This window comes from Kineococcus auxinigenes (assembly GCF_050871525.1).
Classification (GTDB): Bacteria; Actinomycetota; Actinomycetes; order Actinomycetales; family Kineococcaceae; genus Kineococcus.
The window spans coordinates 33,945-53,616 of the sequence record NZ_JBKBCT010000013.1; the positions used below are offsets into that span (position 1 = coordinate 33,945).

18 protein-coding genes are annotated in these 19,672 nt (G+C 74.8%); 7 read left to right on the top strand and 11 right to left on the bottom strand.

The genetic code is table 11. The features are described 5' to 3' along the window. Positions 1 to 2 precede the first annotated feature (2 nt). Genes fliF through ACRYR9_RS06365 form a run of 4 tightly spaced genes read right to left on the bottom strand, consistent with a single transcriptional unit; the run spans position 3 to position 2,833 of the window. The gene (fliF, locus tag ACRYR9_RS06350) at positions 3 to 1,601 is read right to left on the bottom strand and encodes a flagellar basal-body MS-ring/collar protein FliF (protein WP_432491103.1); all 1,599 of its coding nucleotides are present in this window, start codon (positions 1,599 to 1,601) and stop codon (positions 3 to 5) included. After that, a complete protein-coding gene (fliE, locus tag ACRYR9_RS06355) occupies positions 1,601 to 2,026 on the bottom strand; it encodes a flagellar hook-basal body complex protein FliE (RefSeq protein ID WP_432491105.1) in 426 nt (141 codons plus the stop codon). The genes fliF and fliE overlap by 1 nt, the downstream gene beginning before the upstream one ends. Before the next feature lie 5 nt (positions 2,027 to 2,031). Beyond that, complete coding sequence (flgC, locus tag ACRYR9_RS06360) at positions 2,032 to 2,427, bottom strand: flagellar basal body rod protein FlgC (protein WP_432491107.1); 396 nt, start codon at positions 2,425 to 2,427, stop codon at positions 2,032 to 2,034. Positions 2,428 to 2,485: 58 nt separating this feature from the next. Continuing rightward, positions 2,486 to 2,833 (bottom strand): flagellar basal body rod protein FlgB, encoded by a 348-nt coding sequence (locus ACRYR9_RS06365; RefSeq protein WP_432491109.1) that lies wholly within the window; start codon positions 2,831 to 2,833, stop codon positions 2,486 to 2,488. Between the two features lie 296 nt (positions 2,834 to 3,129). On the opposite strand from ACRYR9_RS06365, the gene ACRYR9_RS06370 reads away from it, so the two are divergent. Beyond that, positions 3,130 to 5,658 carry a coiled-coil domain-containing protein gene (locus ACRYR9_RS06370; protein WP_432491111.1) on the top strand — a complete coding sequence of 843 codons (2,529 nt, stop codon included), beginning with the start codon at positions 3,130 to 3,132 and terminating at the stop codon, positions 5,656 to 5,658. After that, a complete protein-coding gene (locus ACRYR9_RS06375) occupies positions 5,655 to 6,176 on the top strand; it encodes a hypothetical protein (RefSeq protein ID WP_432491113.1) in 522 nt (173 codons plus the stop codon). Before ACRYR9_RS06370 ends, ACRYR9_RS06375 begins: the two co-directional genes overlap by 4 nt. Positions 6,177 to 6,286: 110 nt before the next feature. Here ACRYR9_RS06375 and ACRYR9_RS06380 read toward each other — a convergent pair whose 3' ends face one another. Together ACRYR9_RS06380 and ACRYR9_RS06385 are read right to left on the bottom strand one after the other, a co-directional pair. Next, positions 6,287 to 7,288, bottom strand: a complete 1,002-nt coding sequence (locus ACRYR9_RS06380) for a M56 family metallopeptidase (protein ID WP_432491115.1) — start codon at positions 7,286 to 7,288, stop codon at positions 6,287 to 6,289. A gap of 51 nt (positions 7,289 to 7,339) precedes the next feature. Further along, complete coding sequence (locus ACRYR9_RS06385) at positions 7,340 to 7,738, bottom strand: BlaI/MecI/CopY family transcriptional regulator (protein ID WP_432491117.1); 399 nt, start codon at positions 7,736 to 7,738, stop codon at positions 7,340 to 7,342. A gap of 153 nt (positions 7,739 to 7,891) precedes the next feature. Here ACRYR9_RS06385 and ACRYR9_RS06390 point away from each other — a divergent pair, with 153 nt between their 5' ends. The 4 genes from ACRYR9_RS06390 (at position 7,892) to ACRYR9_RS06405 (ending at position 14,584) form a co-directional block, all read left to right on the top strand. Then, positions 7,892 to 9,346 (top strand): cytochrome ubiquinol oxidase subunit I, encoded by a 1,455-nt coding sequence (locus tag ACRYR9_RS06390; RefSeq protein WP_432491119.1) that lies wholly within the window; start codon positions 7,892 to 7,894, stop codon positions 9,344 to 9,346. Between the two features lie 33 nt (positions 9,347 to 9,379). Next, positions 9,380 to 10,435, top strand: a complete 1,056-nt coding sequence (cydB, locus tag ACRYR9_RS06395; RefSeq protein ID WP_432491121.1) for a cytochrome d ubiquinol oxidase subunit II — start codon at positions 9,380 to 9,382, stop codon at positions 10,433 to 10,435. A gap of 185 nt (positions 10,436 to 10,620) precedes the next feature. Continuing rightward, on the top strand, positions 10,621 to 13,866 hold the full coding sequence (gene cydC, locus ACRYR9_RS06400) for a thiol reductant ABC exporter subunit CydC (RefSeq protein ID WP_432491123.1): 3,246 nt from the start codon (positions 10,621 to 10,623) through the stop codon (positions 13,864 to 13,866). Between the two features lie 19 nt (positions 13,867 to 13,885). Further along, entirely contained in the window at positions 13,886 to 14,584 is a 699-nt protein-coding gene (locus ACRYR9_RS06405) for a M15 family metallopeptidase (RefSeq protein WP_432491125.1), read from the top strand. 2 nt (positions 14,585 to 14,586) lie between these two features. On the opposite strand, the gene ACRYR9_RS06410 is transcribed toward ACRYR9_RS06405, so the two are convergent. Continuing rightward, a complete protein-coding gene (locus ACRYR9_RS06410; RefSeq protein ID WP_432491127.1) occupies positions 14,587 to 15,060 on the bottom strand; it encodes a Uma2 family endonuclease in 474 nt (157 codons plus the stop codon). Positions 15,061 to 15,148: 88 nt separating this feature from the next. After that, entirely contained in the window at positions 15,149 to 15,697 is a 549-nt protein-coding gene (locus tag ACRYR9_RS06415) for a hypothetical protein (RefSeq protein WP_432491129.1), read from the bottom strand. Between the two features lie 193 nt (positions 15,698 to 15,890). On the opposite strand from ACRYR9_RS06415, the gene ACRYR9_RS06420 reads away from it, so the two are divergent. Next, positions 15,891 to 17,090: an EAL domain-containing protein gene (locus ACRYR9_RS06420; RefSeq protein ID WP_432491131.1), complete on the top strand. Its 1,200-nt coding sequence runs from the start codon at positions 15,891 to 15,893 to the stop codon at positions 17,088 to 17,090. A gap of 74 nt (positions 17,091 to 17,164) precedes the next feature. On the opposite strand, the gene ACRYR9_RS06425 is transcribed toward ACRYR9_RS06420, so the two are convergent. The 3 genes from ACRYR9_RS06425 to fliD form a co-directional block, all read right to left on the bottom strand. Further along, positions 17,165 to 17,536 carry a hypothetical protein gene (locus ACRYR9_RS06425; RefSeq protein ID WP_432491133.1) on the bottom strand — a complete coding sequence of 124 codons (372 nt, stop codon included), beginning with the start codon at positions 17,534 to 17,536 and terminating at the stop codon, positions 17,165 to 17,167. Next, positions 17,533 to 17,958, bottom strand: a complete 426-nt coding sequence (gene fliS / locus ACRYR9_RS06430; protein WP_432491135.1) for a flagellar export chaperone FliS — start codon at positions 17,956 to 17,958, stop codon at positions 17,533 to 17,535. The genes ACRYR9_RS06425 and fliS overlap by 4 nt, the downstream gene beginning before the upstream one ends. A 181-nt stretch (positions 17,959 to 18,139) precedes the next feature. After that, positions 18,140 to 19,582, bottom strand: a complete 1,443-nt coding sequence (fliD, locus tag ACRYR9_RS06435; protein WP_432491137.1) for a flagellar filament capping protein FliD — start codon at positions 19,580 to 19,582, stop codon at positions 18,140 to 18,142. Positions 19,583 to 19,672 lie beyond the last annotated feature (90 nt).

Here is a 19,672-nt window from a genome sequence, read left to right on the forward strand (position 1 = left end):
GCTCAGGACCTCCGATCGGCGAGCCAGCCGCGGAGCAGTTCCGCGACCTCCTCGGGCTGGCGGGAGACGAGTTCGACGACCTCGGTGCGGCGGGCCGCCGCGGCCTCCAGGGCCGGGTCGACGGGTGCTGCTTCGAGCGCCACTGGACGTTCGGCAGGTGCGTCGAGCACCTTGAGCTCGTCGTCGGCGGTGATGTCGCCGAGCGCGATGGGGGCGACGTCCAGGACGTCCACGGTCTCGACCTTGCGGCGGCGGAAGGCCACCAGGACCACGATGAGCATGACCAGGACCAGCAGGGCCAGCGCGCCGGTCTTGGCGTAGCCGATGAGGGCGTCGCGCTCCTCCTGCGCCTGCTCGGCCGCCAGGGCCTCGGCGGCCGCGTCGGCGGCACCGGTGTCGAAGGCGATCTTCTGCACGGTGACGGTGTCGCCGCGGGCGGGGTCCAGGCCGGCGGCCTGGGTGACGAGCTGGGTGATCGCGTTGACGTCGGCGGCACCGGCGTCGCCGGCGTCGATGACGACGGCGACGGACTGGCGCTCGACCTGCCCGGGGGCTTCCTTGGTCGTGGTCTCGATGCGGTTGATCGAGTTGTTCAGGGTCTCGGAGGTCTTCTCGTACCCGCTGGTGCCGTTCTCGCCGGCGGGGACCTGGATGTTGTCCGGGCCCAGCACGCCGGTGGCCGCACCGGCGGTGCCGCCGGTGTACTTCTCGACGTCGGTGCTGCTGACGAGGGGGTCGATCTCCTCCGGCTGCTCGTACACCAGGGAGTTGCGGGTGGTGTCGTCGAAGTCCAGCGTCGCGTTGACGGTGGCCTTGACGTTGCCCTCGCCGAGGACGCTCTCCAGCATCTGCTGCAGGTTCGCGCTCTGGGCGGCGTTGTAGTCGCTGGTCTTCTCCTGCTGCGCGGAGCTGCCGGAGTCGTCGGTGGACAGGGTGCGGCCCTTGTCGTCCACGACGGAGACGTTCTCGGGGTCCATGCCCTCCACGCCGCCGGCGACGAGGTTGACGACGGAGGTGACCTGGTCGTTGGACAGCTGCTTGCCGGGCTTGAGCTTGACCAGGACCGATGCGGTGGTGGGGGCCTGGTCGTCGAGGAAGACGTCCTTCTTGGGGATCGCCAGGTTCACGACGGCGGACTCGACGCCGTCGATGGACTGGACCGTCTGCTCCAGCTCGTTGGCGAGGTCGCGCTGGTAGGCCTTCTGCTGCACAAACTCCGAGGTGGTGACCCCGGACTGCTCCAGCAGGGAGTAGCCGGACTCGGTGTCCGCGGGCAGGCCCTCGCCGGACATGGCCAGGCGCTCGTCGTAGACGAGCTCCTGCGGCACCATGATCGTGGTGCCGCTGTCGGCGAGCTCGTAGGCCACGCCGTCGGCCTTGAGCTTCTCGACGATGGCGCTGGCGTCGGTCCCCGAGAGGTTGGAGAACAGCGGCGCGTACGTCGGCGTGGACGCCCAGCGGGAGAACGCCAGCCCGCCGGCCACCAGAGCGACGAGCACCGCGATGACGACGGCCTTCTGGCCCGCGGAGAAGGTCTTGAAACCCTCTCCGAAGCGCTTGGCGCCGTCGACGATCGCCGCGGGCCCCTTGCTCTTCGCCATCAGATCTGCATCCTCATGATCTCGTTGAACGCCTCGACGGCCTTGTCACGGACCGCCACGGTCAGCTGGGTCGCCAGCTGCGCCTCGTTGCTGGCGATCATGTAGTCGTGCACGTTCGTCAGGTCGCCGGTGGCGGCCCTGACAGCCAGGTCATCGGCGTTCGACTGCACGGACTGGAGCTTGTCCAGGCCACCGGAGAGCAGCGTGGCGAAGTCGGTGCCGGAGGCGTCCCCGACCGCCCCGGTGCCGGTGGTGCCGGTGACACCGGCGAGGTTGGCGATGCCCGTGGTGCCGGCGACGACCTGGTTCCCGGTGGTGACCCCGCGGGTCATCTGGGCGTTGTCCGTGTTCTCCAGGCCCTGTCCCCAGCCGACCGCCTGGGTGCCGAGGGAGCCGCCGACGGCGCCGATCGATTCGATGCTCACCGCGCTCACCCCTTCCCGAGCTGCAGGGCGGACTGGTAGGCGTCCTTGGCCGCGGTGATGGTCTGCAGGTTCGCCTGGTAGGCGCGCTGAGCCATGATCAGGCTCGTCATCTGCGTGCTCATGTCGATGTCGGGGTACTTCACGTACCCGTTCTCGTCGGCCAGCGGGTGGTCCGGCTCGTGCACCATGCGGCCCTCGGGGCTGCCGGTGACGATGCCGGCGACCTGCGTGCCCTTGCCGTCACCGGCCTCGGTGGCCACCACGTAGCGCGCGGCGAACGCGTCCTCGTCGGTGCGCTTGGCGGTGTTGATGTTCGCCAGGTTGTCGCTGACGGCGTCCATCCACTTGCGGTTCACCGTGACGCCGGTGCCGGCGATGCCGATCGCGTCGAAAATGCTCATGTCTCGGGGGCTCCGGGTCAGGTGGCGGGGACGGGGAGGCGGGCGGCGGGGCGCGTCATCAGCGGCCCATCGCGGTGCGCAGCAGCGAGTACTTGGAGTTCAGCGCCGACAGCGCCGTCTGGTAGCTCAGCCCGGTGGAGATGTTGGAGATCGTCTCCTCGTCGAGGTTGACGTTGTTGCCGTCCTCGCGGGTGGGCTCCAGCGACTTGGCGGTGGTGATGCCGGAGGTCGCGGCGGCGCGGGCGTCGCCGGAGGAGACCGCCCGGGACAGGGACGCCTCGAAGGAGACCTTGTTGGCGGTGTAGCCGGGGGTGTTGATGTTGGCGATGTTGTCGGCGATGGCCCGCTGACGCGCCTGCAGACCGTCCAGCGCTGTGTGCAGCGCGACACTGGTGAGATCGGGCACGGGGCAACCCTCCGACGGGCCCGGCGGCACTGCTGCCACCCGGGGCGTTGAACTCGTACGTGGCCGTCCTGGCCGCTTCCCGGTGCTTCCTGCACCCGAGCACTCAATCGGCCCACCGGGCGATCCCCTTGAGGGCGCGGGCCCCGCGGAGGCCGGTTCCCGGGCCGATCGGCGCCTGCTCCACCCGTTCGGCCCAGCCCTCGCCGGCCGGTCACCGAGCGTGGGCGCCGGCGATCCGACCGGGTGACGTCGCTGCGCCCCGGTCCGCCCCGGCCGGAGCAACCGGTGCGCGCAGCGTGCTCAAGCCGCGCGCCGCGCGCGTCGAGAAGAGGGCAGCGATCGACCCGCCGCCGAGCGCGGCGAGCGCCGCCCACCCCGTCAGCCACCTGAGGCAGGACATGACGCTCATCGACGACCAGCCGAGCCCGCAGCAGTCCCCCGACGTCCCCGGCACCGCCGTGGACAGCACCGCCCTGGAGGGCACCGCTCTGGACGGCACCGCCCTGGACGAGGGCCTGCTGCACCTGGCCGGGCAGGCCCGTGCGCTGGCGGAGCAGGAGGCGCAGGAGCACCGCGCCGGCACCCTGCACGCCCTGGAGGGCGCGCTGCGCGCGCAGGACGACCTGGGCCGCTGGGCCGACTGCGACCTGTTCGCCGTCCTGGACGTCGACGGCCCCGGCGCCCCGGCGCGCGAGCGGCGCAGCGTGCTGCGCTCCGGTGCGCTGCGCACCGTGCTGGTCTTCGCGCCCGTCATGGTCACGTGGGCGGGCCTGCTGTTCGCGGGGCGCGCCTACGGGCAGATGACCGCCGCCGGCGAGGCCGAGCAGGGCCTGTCGTTCCTGCAGCTGTGGCTGGACGGCTTCGGCGGGCGCACCTTCTTCTCCCTGGACCGCGTCGCCGAGATCGCCGTGGCGCTCATCGCCGCCGCCATCGCGGTCAGCGTCGCCACGGACCGCCGCCACCGCGCCGACGACGAGGCGGCCGCCGCGGCCGACGCCGCGCACCGGCACCGCCTGCGCGCGCTGGCCTCGCGCACCACCCTGGCCCTGGCCCCGCACCGCAGCAACGCCGCCGAGCAGCTGGGTGCCCACTTCGAGCGCGGCCTGACCGAGCTGGGGCGCCTGGTCGCCGAGACGATCCGCCTGCACGCCGACACCAGCACCCTGGTGGGGCACGTGCGCGCCGCGAGCTCCACCGCGATCGAGGCGGCCGGCGCGGCGAGCACCGGCGGTGAGCGGGTCGCCGAGGCGGCGACCCGCCTGGAGTCCGCGGTCACCGAGGCGATGGGCAACCACCGCGAGCAGATCGCCGCCGACCGCGCCCAGCACAGCGCGGCGCTGCGCGACTCCACCGACCGCCTGGAGCGTTCGCTGGGCCAGCTGGAGAAGGCCAGCGCCGAGGCGCTGCGCGAGAGCTTCGCCAGCCGCGACCGGGTCCTGGGCGCGGTGGAGGGCGTCACCACCTCGGTGACGCTGCTGTCGACCGAGACCCGCGCGGCCATGGCGGACCTGGCCGCCTCGGCGCGCGACATGAGCAAGCACAGCGCCGACTTCGGCGAGCAGGTCACCGGCCACCTGCAGGCCCTGAGCACCACCGCCCGCGAGTCGGTGGAGAAGATCTCCACCGCCTCCGCGGAGGTCACCACGGAACTGACCCGCACGGCCGCCGCGCACGTGGAGCGCCTGCAGGGCACCGTGCTGGACTCGATCGAGAAGGTCACCGCGGTCACCGGTGACGCGTTCAGCGAGCACGTCGCGGCCTCGGCCGCGCAGGCGGCGCGGACGATGGAGACGCTGCGCGCGGACGTGCAGCGCACCTCCGAGGCCGCCGAGCGCGCCCTGGGCGCGGCGGTGCGCGGGCTGGACGACGCCGCCGACGAGCAGCAGCGCCGCTCGCGCCACGACGAGCGAATGGCGGCCCTGCTGGAGGCGCAGAACGCCGTGCTGGACACCTGGCGCGGGGTGGAGGCTCGCCTGGACGCCGCCGCGCACGACATGCGCGGGGTGCCGAGCTGGCTGGAGGCGGTGCAGCACGAGCACGCCGACGCCACCGGCCGGGCGCTGGCCAGCCTCGGCGCGGCGCTGGAGGACGCGGTCTCGTCGAACGTGCGCGAGACCCTGGCCATGGCGCAGGACGACCACGTGCGGCAGGTGAACCGCGCCTACCGCGACGCGAGCCGGATGATGCAGGAGGAGCTGACCGGCAGCATCGGCGCGATGCTGGAGGCCGTGCCGCAGCAGGCCGCCTCCCAGGCTGCGCAGCGCGCGGCGCGCGAGGCGGCCCGCGAGGCCGCTCACCACGCGGCGCACGAGGCTGCGCAGCAGGCCGTGCAGCACGCGGTGCGGCAGGTCGAGCAGCAGGTGGAGCGTCAGGTCGAGCGGGAGGTGGGGCGGCAGGTGGCGCAGCAGCGCAGCGCCGAGCCGCAGCCGGTGCGCCGGCCGGTGCGCCCCGCCGCTCAGACCGCGACCCAGCCCGCGGCGCGCCCCGCGGTGCGCCCCGCCGCTCAGCCGGTCGCCCAGTCCGCCGCCCAGCCCGTCCCGGCCCGTTCCACCGCCGCTGCCGCCGCACGGGTCGCCCCGGCGGCGCAGGCCGCGACGTCTGCGTCGCCGCAGCAGCGGGTGGCGGCGCGCTACGCCGCGAACGGCTACCCCTCGGACGGTTACCCGTCCGAGCGCCACGCGGGTGCGCCGCCGGCCGCCCGGGTCGGTGGGCGGGTGCCGCCCGCCCGCGGTGCGGACGCCGAGCCGCAGGAGGAGTTCGTGGCGGCCGCCGCCCGCACGCTGAGCCCGGCGGTCGCCCGCCGCTACCAGGGGGTGTCCTCGTGAGGCGCCGGGACACCTCGCACAGCTTCGCCGGCTGGGTCTTCGCGGACGCGCTGCTGGCCATGACGATCATCGGCCTGGCGGCCGGTGGTGCGGTCAGCGCCGGCGCGGAGCCGCCCGCCCCGGTCGCGGTGGTCGCTCCCACGCCGACCCCGGTGCCGACGCCCGAGCCGGCTCCGCCCGCCCCGCCGGCCCCCCCGGCCGACGGGGTGGCGCAGGCGCCGGTGGTGCTGGAGCTGCCGCTGCGGGACGCCTCGGACGAGGCGGTGCGCGCGGCGGTGGCCGGTGCGGTCGGCGACCTGGCGGCGCAGGGCCGCCGGGCGGCGTTCGTGCTGACGTTCGGCACGGCGTCGAACCCCGCGGCGGGCACGGCGCTGGCCCGGCGGGTCAACGCCCAGCTCGACACCGCCGCCGGCGAGGTGTTCGCCGGCTCGGCCAAGCGCGACTTCTGGCGCGCGGTCAACGCCAGCTCCCCCGAGGCCGGCGTGGTGCGCCTGGAGGTCTACCTCCTGCAGCAGTGACCTCCCCCACCCCCACCCCGTCGTGATCTTGCACGGTTGAACGCTCACGCGTGCAAGATCACGGCGGGGTGGAGGCGCGCGGGGCGGCGACCCGGCGCCCCGTGCGCGGGTCAGCCGGCGAAGGCGCGCCAGCTGGAGGTCAGCCAGGGCACCGCGATGGCCAGGGTCGGCACCCCGAGCACGCACCCGGCGGCGGTGTAGGCGGCCGCGGCCAGCCCGCGGTGCGGCGAGCGCCGCCCCGGGCGCTCGTCGGTGCCCTCCGGGGTCTCGTCGGCCAGCCGGCGCACCCGGGTGACGGCGTCGGCGCCCACCCGCAGCCCGCCCTGCCCGTCGGCGTCCTCCCCGCCGCCCTGGCCGGGCGCGGAGGCCAGCTGCACCAGGGCCCGGGCCAGCGGCAGCGAGCCGGTGCGGCGGCGGGCGGCGTCGTCGGCGAGCATCTCCACGAGCAGGCGCACGGTGTCCAGCGCGGTGCGGGAGGAGACCACGCGCGGGAACGCGGCGTGCAGGACGGTGAAGGCCTCCAGGACGAGGTCGTGGCGGGCGCGCAGGTGCGCCTGCTCGTGGGCCAGGACGGCGCCGACCTCCTCGGGGCTGAGCTCGCGCAGGACGGCGTCGCTGATGACGACGCGGTTGCCGCCCACGCCGGGCACGCAGTAGGCGACGCGGGCCGGGCCGGTGAGCACGCGCAGCACCCGGGCGCCGGCCTCGCCGAGCAGCGCGCGGTCCACGGCCGAAGCGGCGTCGCGGTGGTGCAGCAGGTCGACCATCTCGCGGTGGTGGCGCCGGCGGCGTCGGGTGCGCACGCCCACCAGGGCGGCCACGGCCCAGAAGCGCACGGTGACGACGGCGACGAGCGCGGTGCCCAGGCCGATGAGGGTGGTCTGGGCCAGGCCGTGCCGGGCCAGGAAGGGCAGGCCGGGCTGCTCGGTGAACAGCATCGTCAGCGACGACAGCCCCGCGCCCAGGGTGGCGAGCACGGCGGCCAGCGCGACGGACTGCCACAGGACCAGGGCGGCGCGCGGCACCCGCCACGTCCAGCGGGCGCGGGCCAGCAGGGCGGGCACGGGCCCGGCGAGCAGCACGGCCAGGGCCGCGAACCAGAAGGCGGTCACCGCCGGCTCACCACCCCGGGCCCGGTGCCCGCGCGGGGCGCCGGCACGGGCTCACGGAGCGGGGGCGGTCTCTCCCCCGCGCGGCGCCCCCTGGGACAGCGCGTCCAGCGCCTCGCGCAGGGCAGCCGCTTCGGCCGGTGAGACGCCACCGACGAAGTGCACCAGGGCGGCCTGGCGGGTGTCCACGGCCTCGACGTCGCCGAGGGCGTCGAGCATGAGGTCGGCGACCATCTGCTCGCGGCTGGCGGCGGGACTGTAGCGGAAGGCGCGGCCCTCGCGCTGCTGGCGCACGACGTTCTTCTTGGCAAGGCGGTCCAGGACCGTCATCACGGTGGTGTAGGCGATCTTGCGGTGGGCGGCGAGCTGCTCGTGGACCTCGCGCACGGTCAGCGGGGTGCCCGCCGACCACAACCGGTCCATGACGTCGCGCTCGAGCTCTCCCAGTGCCACGAGGGCATGGTACGCGAATCGCTGTGACGAACGCGACTCGTCGTACTACCTCCTGTCGTAGCGATTCCGGACCGACGGACCTATCCTGGACACATCTACGACAGCACGTAGTTGGCGGCCCGCCGCCCCCTCCGAGACCACCGAGGCACCCGCGTGGACACCGAGCTCCTGACCCGGCTGCAGTTCGCCGTCACGACGCTCTACCACTACCTGTTCGTCCCCCTCTCGATCAGCCTGTCGCTGTTCGCCGCCCTGCTGCAGACCGCCTCCGCGGTGCTCGCCCGGCGCGGCGCCGCCGAGCGCGCCGCCACCTTCGGCCGCCTGGCGCTGCTGACCGGCAAGCTGCTCATGGTCACCTTCGCCGTGGGCGTGGTCACCGGCCTGGTGCAGGAGTTCCAGTTCGGGCTGTCCTGGAGCGAGTTCGCGCGCTTCTACGGCGACGTGTTCGGCCCCACCCTGGCCGTGGAGGGGATGCTCGCCTTCTTCCTGGAGGCGACCTTCCTGGGGCTGTGGTGGTTCGGGCGCGACCGGCTGCCCGGCGCGGTGCACCTGGCCACCATCTGGGTGGTGGCCGTCGGCACGACGATCTCCGCGTTCGTCATCCTCGCCGCGAACTCCTTCATGCAGAACCCGGTCGCCTACACGATCGACGAGGCCACCGGCCGCGCCCGCCTGGGCAGCTTCCGCGACCTGCTGCTCAACGAGGTGAATCTCGCCGCGTTCCCGCACACCCTGGCCGGGGCCGTGATGGCCGGCGGCGCGCTGGTGATGGCCGTGGGCGTGTGGCACCTGCTGCGCGGCGGGCACGAGGCCGGCTCCGAGGGTTTCACCGCCTTCCGCACCTACTCGCGCTTCGGCGCCTGGGCCACCCTGGCCGGTGGCGCGCTCACCGCCGTCACCGGTGACCTGCTGGGAAAGGTCATCACCGTCGTGCAGCCGATGAAGATGGCCGCCGCCGAAGCCCTGTACGAGACGACGACCGCGGCACCGTTCTCGGTCTTCGCCTACGCCCCACCGGGATCGGACCGTCCCACGTTCAGCGTGGAGGTCCCCGGGCTGCTCTCGTTCCTGGCGAAGGGCTCCTTCACCGCCGAGGTCTCGGGCCTGAAGGAGCTCCAGGAGTCCTACGCCGCGCAGTTCGGCCCCGGCGACTACACGCCCTGGATCCCCGTGGCGTTCTGGAGCTTCCGGCTGATGATCGGCGTGGGGATGCTCGCCGCCGCCGTGGCGCTGGTGCACCTGTGGGTCACCCGCAAGGGGCGCCCGATCGCGGTGGACACCCGCCTGGCCTCCACCGTGCTGTGGTCGGTGCCGGTGCTGCCGCTGCTGCCGCTGGCGGCGAACTCCTTCGGGTGGATCTTCACCGAGACCGGCCGCCAGCCCTGGCTGGTGTTCGGCCTCTACCGCACCGCCGACGGCGTCTCCCCCGGCCTGAGCGCCGGCGAGGTCGCCCTCAGCCTGATCGCCTTCACCGCCGTGTACGGCGCGCTGGCCTGGGCGTGGACCGTCCTGGTGACGCGCCTGGTGCGCGGCGGACTGCCGGCCGCGCCGGTACCGCGCGAGCACGCCGCCGAGGACGACGACGCCGACGTCGCCCTCACCTACTGATCCTCACCTGCGCACCCTGGAACTGGAGCTTTCGTGGACCTGCCCGTCATCTGGTTCGGCATCGCCGTCCTGGCCTGGGTGCTGTTCTTCGTGCTGGAGGGTTTCGACTTCGGCGTGGGGTTCCTGGGCCCGCTGCTGGGCCGCACCGACGCCGAACGCGGCGCCGCCGTGCGCACCGTCGGCCCGGTGTGGGACGGCAACGAGGTGTGGCTGGTCGCCGCAATCGGGGTGATGTTCGCCGCGTTCCCCGACTGGTACGCCGCGCTGCTGTCGGGCCTGTACCTGCCGATGGTCGCCGTCCTGCTGCTGCTGGCGGTGCGCGGGGTGGCGCTGGAGTTCCGCGGCAAGCACGACTCGGCGAGCTGGCACGCGCGCTGCGACGCCTTCCTGGCCGCCTCCTCGCTGCTGCTGGCGGCCACCTGGGGCGCGGTGCTGGGGGTGCTGGTGGACGGCCTGGCCCTGGCCGCCGACGGCGAGGTGCACGCCGGGGCCGGCGCGCTGGGCGGCCTGACCCGGTCGCTGGAGCCGATGCTCAGCCCGTGGGCGGTGCTCGGCGGCCTGGCCGGGGTGCTGCTCGCCACGGTGCACGGCGCGACGTTCCTGTCCCTGCGCACCACCGGGGTGCTGCGGGTGCGCGCCCGGCGCCTGGCGGTGGCGAGCGCCCCGGCCCTGGCCACGTGCGCGGTCGCGGTGTTCGTGGCCGCCGGCCACCCCGCCGTCGCGGCCGCCGCCGTGCTGCTGGCCGTGGCCGCGCTCGCCGCGTGGCGGCGTGCGGAGGTGCTCGCCTTCACCGCCTCCAGCCTGGCGGTGGCGGTCGCGGTGGTCGCGGTCTTCACCGCCCACGTGCTCGGCGGCCCCGCGGTGCTGCTGCCCAGCACCCTGAGCGCGGCCGGCGACGTCACGCTGCGCGGTGCGGCCGCCTCCGAGGGCGCGCTGGAGCTGATCTCCGTGGTCGGCGTGGTCGTGCTGCCCGGTGTGGTGGCGTACCAGCTGTGGTCGTACTGGGTGTTCCGCCGCCGCGTCGCCAGCGGTCCCGGCACGCCCGCCGGCCGCCGCAGCCGCCCGGTGCCGGCCGCGGCGGGGCGGTGACGATCCCCACGTCCTCCACCGCCCCTTCCCCCGCGGGAACCATCGTTCCCGCCCCCGGAAGCGCCCCTGCAGCGGCGGAAACCAGTGTTCCCGCCCCGACGGGGAGCGATCGGCGCCGCCCGCGCGGCCCGGTCGACGCGCGCCTGCTGCGGCACGCCCGTCCCGCGCGCGCCGGCATCGCGGCCGTGACCGCCGCCGAGACCGCCGCGGCCGCCCTGCTGGTGGCGCAGGCGTTCGCGCTGGCCGACCTCGTCGTGTCGCTGTGGCGCGGTGCCGACGCCTCCCGCGCGCTGGTGCTGCTGGGCGCCGTGGTGGCCGCGCGCGCGGTGACGTCGTGGGCGGCGACCGCCCTGGCGCAGCGCACCGCGAGCGCGGTGCGCGCCGACCTGACCCGCCGCGCGGGTGAGCGGTCCCTGCAGCTGGGGCCGGACGGGGTGCAGCGCTTCGGCGCGGCCCGGCTGACGGCCCTGCTGGTGCAGGGTCTGCCCGCCCTGGACGGCTGGTTCACCCGTTACCTGCCGGCGCTGGTGCCCGGGGCGCTGCTGCCGCCGGTGGTGCTGGTGCTGCTGGCGCTGCTGGATCCCGGCTCGGCGCTGACGGTGGCGCTGACCCTGCCGCTGGTGCCGGTGTTCGCGGTGCTGCTGGGCCGCGCCACCCAGGCGCGCGCGCAGCGGCGCTGGCGGGCGGCGCGCACCCTGTCGGCGCACTTCCTGGACGTGGTGCGGGGTCTGCCGACGCTGCGCGCGCACCGCCGCGCCGGCCGGCAGGTCGAGGCGGTGGCGGCGACGACGGACGCGCACCGCCGCGCCACGCTGGGCGTGCTGCGGGTGGCGTTCCTGTCCTCCACGGCACTGGAGCTGGTGGGCACCCTGTCGGTGGGCCTGGTCGCGGTGACGGCCGGCATGCGGCTGGCCGGCGGCGCCCTGGACCTGCGCACGGCGCTGCTGGTGATCCTGCTGGCGCCGGAGGCGTACCGGCCGCTGCGGGAGGTGGGGGCCCGCTTCCACGACTCCGCCGACGCGGGCGCCGTCGTGGACGACGTCGACGCGCTGTTCACCGCGCCCACCGCCTCCCCGCGCGGTGGCCGGACGGACGGGCTGCGGCTGCGCGGGGTGCGGGTGCTGCGCGCCGACGGCACGGCCGTGGTGGGCGGGCTGCGGGGCGTGGACCTGGACGTGGCGCCGGGTGAGCTGGTGGCGCTGGCCGGGGTCAGCGGTGCCGGCAAGTCGACGCTGGCGCGGGTGGCGGCGGGCCTGCTGGTGCCCGACACCGGCAGCGTCGTGCACCCGCTGGGTGCGGACGCGCTGGCGCACCTGCCGCAGCGCCCCACGTTCCCGTTCGCCCGCACGGTCGCCGAGGCGGTGTGCGCCGGGCGCGACGCGAGCGCCGAGGAGGTGGTGCGGGCGCTGGTGATGGCCGCGGCGGCCGACCTGGACCCGGCGCGCGCTCTCGGTGAGGGTGGCAGCGGGCTGTCCGCGGGGCAGCGTCAGCGCCTGGCGCTGGCCCGCACGTTCCTGGGGGTGCTGCTGGGCGCTCGGCGCCTGGTGCTGGACGAGCCGACCGCCCACCTGGACGCCAACGCCGAGCGCGCCGTGGTCGCGACGCTGCGGGAGCTGGCGGGCTCCGGGTGCGCGGTGCTGGTGGTCGCGCACCGCCCCGCCCTGCTGGCGGCCGCTGACCGCGTCGTCCCCCTGACCCGTCCCCTCGCCGACCCCTCCCCCGCGGAAACCAGTGTTTCCGCCCCGTCGAGCACTCCCGCGAGGGCGGAAACGCTGGTTTCCGCCCCGGGGAGGTGGTGGGTGTCGTCGGTGCGGGTGCGCGCGGCGCTGGCCGTGGTGGCCGGGGCGACGGCCGTGCTGGCGGGTGCGGCGCTGACCGCGACGGCGACGTGGCTGATCGTCACGGCGGCGGACCGCCCGCCGGTGCTGACGCTGTCGGTGGCGGCTGTGGTGGTGCGCGCCAGTGCGACCGCCCGCCCGCTGCTGGTGCTGGCCGAGCGGCTGCTGTCGCACGACGCGGCGCTGTCGAAGCTGGCGCGGCTGCGCGCGGCGGTGGTGGCGGCGCTGGTGCCGCGACTGCCGGGGCCGTTGACGCGCCGGCGCGCGGGCAGGTCCGGGGACCTGCTGGTGCAGCTCGTGCACGACGTCGACGCCCGGGTGGACGCGCTGCTGCGCTGGCGGCACCCCGTGGCCGCCACCGCGCTGGCGCTGGCCGTCGCGCTGGGCGCCGCGGCACTGGCCGACCCGGTGCTGGCGCTGGCGGCGCTGCCGGGGCTGGTGGTGGCGGCCGTGGTGGCGCCGCTGGCCGCCGGGTGGGCGGAGCGGCGCGCCGAAGCGCACCGCGACGACGTGGCCGCCTTGGCGCAGGCGGGCACCGAGACGGCCGCGGGGGTGGAGGACCTGCTCGCCGTGGGCGCCCCGCACCCGCTGGAGCCGTTGCATCGCAGCGTGTCCGAGCTGGCCGCCGGCGAGCGCCGGCGAGCGTGGGCGGCGGCCGGCACCGCGGCCGTGCAGGCGCTGGGGGCCGGGCTGGCCGTGCTGGGCCCGGCGCTGCTCGCCGGGGACTCGGGCGCGGGTGCGGCGTGGGCGGCGGCGGTGGTGCTGGGTGCGGCCGTGGTGGTCGAGGCCACCCGCACCCTGCCGGACGCGGTGCGCGCCCGGCACCGCGCCGCCCAGGCCGCCCGGCGCAGCGCTGAGCTGCTGAGCGCCCCGCCTGCCGCGACCGAGCCCGCCGCCCCGCGCACCCTGCCGGACGGCGGTGCCCGGGTGCTGCGGTTGCGCGGGGTCGTGGCCGGCTGGGAGGAGCCGGCGCTGCGCGGTCTCGACCTGGACCTGGCGCCGGGCGAGGTCGTCGCCGTGCGGGGGGCCTCCGGCAGCGGGAAGTCGACCTTGGGGGCGGTGCTGATGCGGTTCCTGGACGTGCGCGCCGGCACCGTCGAGCTGGACGGGGTGCCGCTGGGCGAGGTCGCCGGGGACGACGTGCGCGCGGTGGTGGGCCTGGTCGCCGACGACGAGCACGTCTTCGCCACCAGTCTGCGCGAGAACCTGCTGCTCGCCGCCCCCGGGCGCGCCGACGCGGAGCTGCTCGACGTGCTGCACCGGGTGCGGCTGGGCGACTGGTTCGCGGCGCTTCCGGCGGGCCTGGACACCCGCCTCGGCGACGGCGGCGCGCCCGTCTCCGGCGGGGAGCGGCGCCGGCTGGCGATGGCGCGGGCGCTGCTCGCCGACGTGGCGGTGCTGGTGCTGGACGAGCCGTCCGAGGGCTTGGACGCCGAGATGGGCCGGGCGCTGGTCGCGGACCTGGTGGGTGCGCGCGGGAAGCGCTCGGTGCTGCTGTTGGCGCACCGGGACGAGGGCGTGGACCTGGCCGACCGCGTGCTGGAGCTGCGCGACGGGCGGCTGACGGCCGTGGTGCCCCCCGCGGCGGGCTGACGGGCGCTAGCGTGCGGTGATGCGCCCTGCACGCACCGTCGCCGTCCTCGCCGTGAGCGCCTTGCTGGCCGCCGGCGCCACCGCGTCCGCCTCCGGTGCCGCTCCCCCGGTCGGCGGCCGCGACCGGGCCGTGGCACCGGAGCTGGCGTTGTCCGGGCAGCCGTACGTCTCGGCGATCACCGCGGTGAGCGCGGCGGACCTGCACGCCTCGTGGCAGCCGGGCTGCCCGGTGCCGCCGGAGGACCTGCGCGCCGTCACCGTCACGCACATCGACTTCACCGGTGCGAGCCGGCTGGGGCGCATCGTCGTGCACGCCGACGTGGCGCAGGCCGTGGCCGACGTGTTCGCCGACCTGTACGCGCAGCGGTTCCCGATCACGTCGGTGCGGCCGGTGGAGGCGTTCGGCGGTTCCGACGACGCCTCGATGGCCGCGGACAACACCTCGGGGTTCAACTGCCGGGCCACCACCGGCGGGGGTGGGTTCTCCGAGCACTCGTACGGCACGGCGATCGACGTCAACCCGGTGGAGAACCCGTACGTGAGGGGCACCACCGTGCTGCCGGAGGCGGGGCGCGCGCACCTGGACCGCTCCCCCGCACCCGGGCGGATCACCGCCGGTGACGCGGTCGTGGAGGCGTTCGCGGCGCGCGGGTTCTCCTGGGGCGGGGACTGGAACTCGCTGAAGGACTACCAGCACTTCTCGGTCTCGGGCGACTGACCTCAGCCGAGGAGTGCGGCCACGTCGATCGTCACGGACGCCACGCCGAAGGACACCTCGGTGGGCGGGTCGTCGCGCCGCAGGGACACGCCCCGCTCGATGTCACCGCCTGCCCAGCGGAAGGCGTCGAAGGTGCCCTCCAGCGGGTCGAGGACCCAGTAGTGCTCCAGGCCGGCCACCGCGTAGCGGCCGGAGGCGGTGACCAGGTCGTCGGCCCTGACGTCGATGACGTCGACCGCGAGGACGGGCGTGCTCGCGAGAGCTTGAGCGTCATGGGCCAGGTCGTCGTCGACCCGGTGCACCAGGACGTCCGGCACCAGTTCACCGGCGGAGGTCGTCCACGCCCACGACACGGTGGCCTCGTACCCGGTAGGCACGGCGTGCTGCAGGGCGCAGGCGGTGCGCAGCAGCGCCCGCTGGTGTCCTCGGGTGGGGCGTCGGGCCCCGTGCTGTCCCGGTACCGGTGTGCTCGTCACTGACCGCACCTCCTCGGCTCGGGAGCGAGCGTACGCACCGCGTGCGCCGGGGCCGCCGCACCACGGCGGCCCCGGCGGGCGCGCGGGCTCACACCCGGTCGAACACCCCGCGCTGGCGCGGCACGCTGGCGGTGGTGGTCACGGGCTGCTCGACCGTCAGCAGCCGGCTGGGCACCTCGGTCAGCCCGTCGACCGGCCGGCACACCGCGCCGGGCAGGACGCTGTCCTTGTGCAGCAGCCGCGCGGAGCGGTGGGTGCCGCGCACGACGTCGTCCACCCGCACCGCCATCGCCGGCACGTCCCCGGCCTCGCCGAGCAGACGGCGCAGCTCGTCGGTGTCGGCGCGCACCTTCTCCCCCGGCAGCACGCACAGCGCCCAGTCGGCCTCGACGTGGGCGAGGGCGGCCCGCTTGGCGCGCTCGCGGTCCTCGGCCCAGAAGCCGCTGACGACGGTGACCGCCGGGTGCAGGGTCGCGTCGAAGGCGGCGGTGCCGGGCGCGATGTGAGCGGCGGTGTCGTAGACGACGACCTCGTCGACGACGTCGACAAGGTCGCGCAGGTCGGCGTCCAGGGCGGGCGGGGTGGTGCTGCCCTGCAGGACCAGGCAGGCGGCGAGGCTGGGGCGGGTGCTCGGCATGGCTGTCTCCTCGGGCGTGAGCGTCATCACCAGGAGCATCGGTCGGGATCATGGAAGGGTTACGCGCCACGCCGCGGTCTTTACACACTGTTGACATGTGTTTTGCGATCGCGTGACGGCCTGCACGAACCCCGGACACCGTTCGCACCGGGCGCTCAAGACCGGCACGGGCCGCGCCGAGGAACCCGAGGTGGTGACGAACTCGACGGCGACGACGCCGCTGCCCGCTCCCCGGCAGGCGCGCCCCTCCCCGCTGGAGGCGCTGCTGGAGACGACGCGGCGCCAGATGGGCGCCGACCTGACGTACGTCGCCGCGCTCGGCGCCGACCCGGACGGCTCGCAGCGCCGGCTGCGCGCCGTCGTCACGCCGCTGCCGCTGCCGGTGCGCGCCGGGGACGCCGAACCCCTGGCGGGGACCCTGTGCGAGCGGGTGGTGCGCTCCAGCGCCCCCGTGATCGTTCCGGACACCACCGCCGACGCCGGTGCGGCCGGTGCACGAGCGCGCGGCATCGGCGCCTACGTGGGGGTGCCGCTGCACCGCCGCGACGGGTCCGTGTACGGGACGCTGTGCTCGCTGTCCGCGCGCCCCGACCCCGCGCTGCGCGAACGCGACGCGCAGGTGCTGCAGGTGATCGCCGGGATCGTCATGGACCTGGTCGAGGACGAGGACACCGTCCAGCGGCAGCAGCGCGCCGTGCTGGACCGCCTGGAGGCGCTGGACGCCACCGGCGGCCCGCACGTCGTGTACCAGCCGGTCGTGGAGCTGGCGACATCGCGGCACGCGGGCGCCGAAGCGCTCAGCCGTTTCCCGGCCGGCACCCCCGGCCCGGACGTGTGGTTCGCCGACGCCGCCGCCGTGGGGCGCGGCGCAGACCTGGAGCTGCGCGCGGTGCGCCGCGCGCTGGCCGGGCTGCTGCACCTGCCGGGGTTCCTCTCCGTGAACCTCTCCCCCGCCACCATCGCCGGGCCCGGGTTCGCCGAGGTGCTGACCGGTGTCCCGCTGGACCGCGTCGTCGTGGAGATCACCGAGCACGCCGCGATCGACGACTACGCGTGCCTGCTCGCGGCGCTCGCCCCGCTGCGCGACGCGGGGCTGCGGGTGGCGGTTGACGACACCGGCGCCGGGTACGCCAGCCTGCGGCACGTCCTGGCGATCCTGCCGGACTTCGTCAAGCTCGACATCAGCCTCGTGCGCGGCATCGACGCCGACCGGTCACGGCGTGCGCTGGCGGCCGGGCTGGTGACGTTCGCGGAGGCGAGCGGTGCGGCGATCATCGCCGAGGGCATCGAGACCGCCGAGGAACTGGCGGTGCTGCGCGAGCTGGGGGTCTCGCACGGGCGGGGGTACCACCTGGCGCGGCCGGCGCCGCTGGTGGTGCAGACCGCGAGTTGAGGCGCCGCCCCGCCGGGAACGACGAACGCCCCGGACCCGTGGGGGGTCCGGGGCGTTCGTCGTTCCCAGGTGCGTCAGAGCGCCTTGTCGATGAAGACGGGCGGGCGCTCGGCCCGGTCCAGCTTCGCCAGCCCGCGCCGCTGCGAACGGATCTGCACCATCGCCTCGGCGAGGCGCTCGGTGACGTCGGCCTGGCGCTGCAGCAGCGCGCGGGCGCGGTCGGCGAACTCCGCGGGGACGGGGCCCAGCAGGCTGGGGGCGACCCAGTCACCGACGGGTGCCTGCTCGGGAACGTCCTCGTCCTCGTGGTGTAGACGGTGGATGAGGTCCTCGGCGGCGTCGGCGTCGAGCTCCACGGCGCGCAGCGCGGAGCGCCACGCGTCGCGCCAGTGGTCCTCCGCGGTACCGGAGGCGTGCACGGCCGCGACGGGTGCGATGCCGGTCACGCGACCCCGTGGCCGGTGGCGGGCGTGGAGCTGAGGTGCTCCAGCGCCGCCTGGCGCCACGCCTCCGCGAGCGGCTCGACGGTGGTGGTGCGGCACGCCGCGGTGCGCTCGGCGTCACCGGCGACGTTCGCGCTCGACAGTTCCTGCAGGAGCCACGTGTAGAGGGCACGCAGCCCGGAGCCGCCCTCCCACTTCTCAACCTCGAGGCTGCTAAGCAGCTCGCGGATGATGTCCTGCGCGTGGACGAGGTTGACGTGCGCGGTCTCGCGGTCGCCGTCGCGCTGCGCCTGTTCGGCGCGCTGCAGGTCCAGGACGAGACGGTCGTACAGCATGACGAGGAGGGTGGCGGGGCTCGCGGTGGACAGGCTGTCCGCCAGGTAGCGGTTCGCCCGGGGGCGTCGGCCGTACGTCGTCGCGGTCATCTCAGGGGTCCTCCGGGTCTGTCGGGGTACTACCTGTCCATCGGCGCGAGACGCTGGGAATGCAGGGAACCGGCCGGCGATTTCGGGTTGCAGTGCTCAGCGGCAGGAACGGTCAACGGAAACGAGGAACGGGCTGGTGGAGTGCAGTCGCCCCCCACCAGCCCGTTCCTCGGGATTCCGCTCAGCCGTTGCTCGGCAGGCTGCCGAGCTGCCCGGCCAGCCAGGTGGACTGGCTCTGCAGCTTGCCAAGAGCGGTCTCCAGGGCACCGTAGTACTTCTGGTACCGCTCCTTCTTCGCGTCGAGCCGGGTGTCCCAATCCGCGATGCGGCTCGTCAGGTCCTTGATCGACGAGTTCTGCCCGTCGATCACGGACGTGAGCGTGCCGGTGGCTGCGCTCGACAGCTTGAGGTCGCCGATGGCTCCGACGGTCACCTCGCGCAGCCGCTCGACGACGCCCTTGCTCGTAGCCGTCGAGTCGGTGGCCTTGGCGGACACCAAGGCCTGCACCCCGGCAGGGTCCTTCGCGTAAGCCTCCAGGAACTTCGTCTTGTCGAACGTCAGCTCACCGTCGCGGGTGGACTGCAACCCGAAGGTCGCCGCCGAGGCTTGGGAATTACCCACGGCCGAGGTGACAGCGCTGAGGATCTGCGACTTCAGTGCCCGCAAGGTGCTGTCGCCGCGCAGGGTGCCACCCCCGGTGACCTTGCCGTCCGAGCCGACGACGCCGGCCCGGGACTGCAGGGTGATGTCCTTCAGCGCCGCGTTGGCGGCGTCCACGAGGGACTGAACCGCCGACGCAACGGCGTTGGAGTCGCGCCCGACGGACACGGTGGCAGCATCAGCCGTCCTCGCGGAGACGGTCAGGCTGACACCCGGCATGACGTCCGTGAACGTGTTCGAGGGCGACGTGAGGGTGATCTTGTCAGCCCCGAGCTCGAGCTTGGCGTCGGTCGCCGCCGAGAGCACCTCGTAGCCGGCAGGTTGTGCAGCCATGGTGGCGTAGTTGGCCCTGTAGGCCGCTCTGCCGTCGGCGGTCGGCTCGGACACCAGCTTGAAGTCGCCCTTCGTGGCACCGGTGTCCGCGGAGGTGATTTGGAGACGGTAGGTGTTGTCGCTGACGCGGATCGCCACCGCCTTGATCCCTGCGTTCTCCGCCTTGTTGATGGCGTCGACGACCTGGCTGAGCGTGCCGACCTGCGGCTGCAGGGTGACGTAGGAGCCGTCGGACCGAACGACGTCCAGCGGGAAGCCGAGCGTCGCGGTGTCGATCTCGCCGTCGGTGTTGAGCGTGAATGTGCCGCTGACGACCGATCGGGCCGATGCGAGGTCGGCGACCTTCACGTTGAGCGTTCCCGCTGTGGCGGAACTGCTCGCGGTCACGGTCACCGCACTGCTGGACGAGGTGGCCTTGGCCGGCGTCCACGCGGCGGCCTTCTGCAGGTTGTCCGCAGCGCTCTGTAGCGCCGACATTCTGGAGTTGACCGACTGGTAGGCGGTCACCTTCAACTGCGCGGTGCTGACGCTGCTCTGCAGGCGCGCCTTCGGCGCGGAGTCGACGGCGATGAGCTGCGAAATGATGCTCGTCGTGTCCATGCCGCTGACGAGCCCATCGACAGAAGCCATGATCCCCCTCCTTTCATGGGTAGGATCGGATGCAAAAAGGGACGGGGGGCACCGGGGTTCCCGGTGCCCCCCGCCTGGTGAGGTTCGGCT

Excerpts from the sequence above, each read along its gene's own strand:
- fliS (WP_432491135.1), bottom strand. The coding sequence starts at position 17,958 with ATGACCGCGACGACGTACGGCCGACGCCCCCGGGCGAACCGCTACCTG.
- ACRYR9_RS06415 (WP_432491129.1), bottom strand. The coding sequence starts at position 15,697 with ATGCCGAGCACCCGCCCCAGCCTCGCCGCCTGCCTGGTCCTGCAGGGC.
- fliD (WP_432491137.1), bottom strand. The coding sequence starts at position 19,582 with ATGGCTTCTGTCGATGGGCTCGTCAGCGGCATGGACACGACGAGCATC.
- flgC (WP_432491107.1), bottom strand. The coding sequence starts at position 2,427 with ATGAGCATTTTCGACGCGATCGGCATCGCCGGCACCGGCGTCACGGTG.
- ACRYR9_RS06405 (WP_432491125.1), top strand. The coding sequence starts at position 13,886 with ATGCGCCCTGCACGCACCGTCGCCGTCCTCGCCGTGAGCGCCTTGCTG.
- fliF (WP_432491103.1), bottom strand. The coding sequence starts at position 1,601 with ATGGCGAAGAGCAAGGGGCCCGCGGCGATCGTCGACGGCGCCAAGCGC.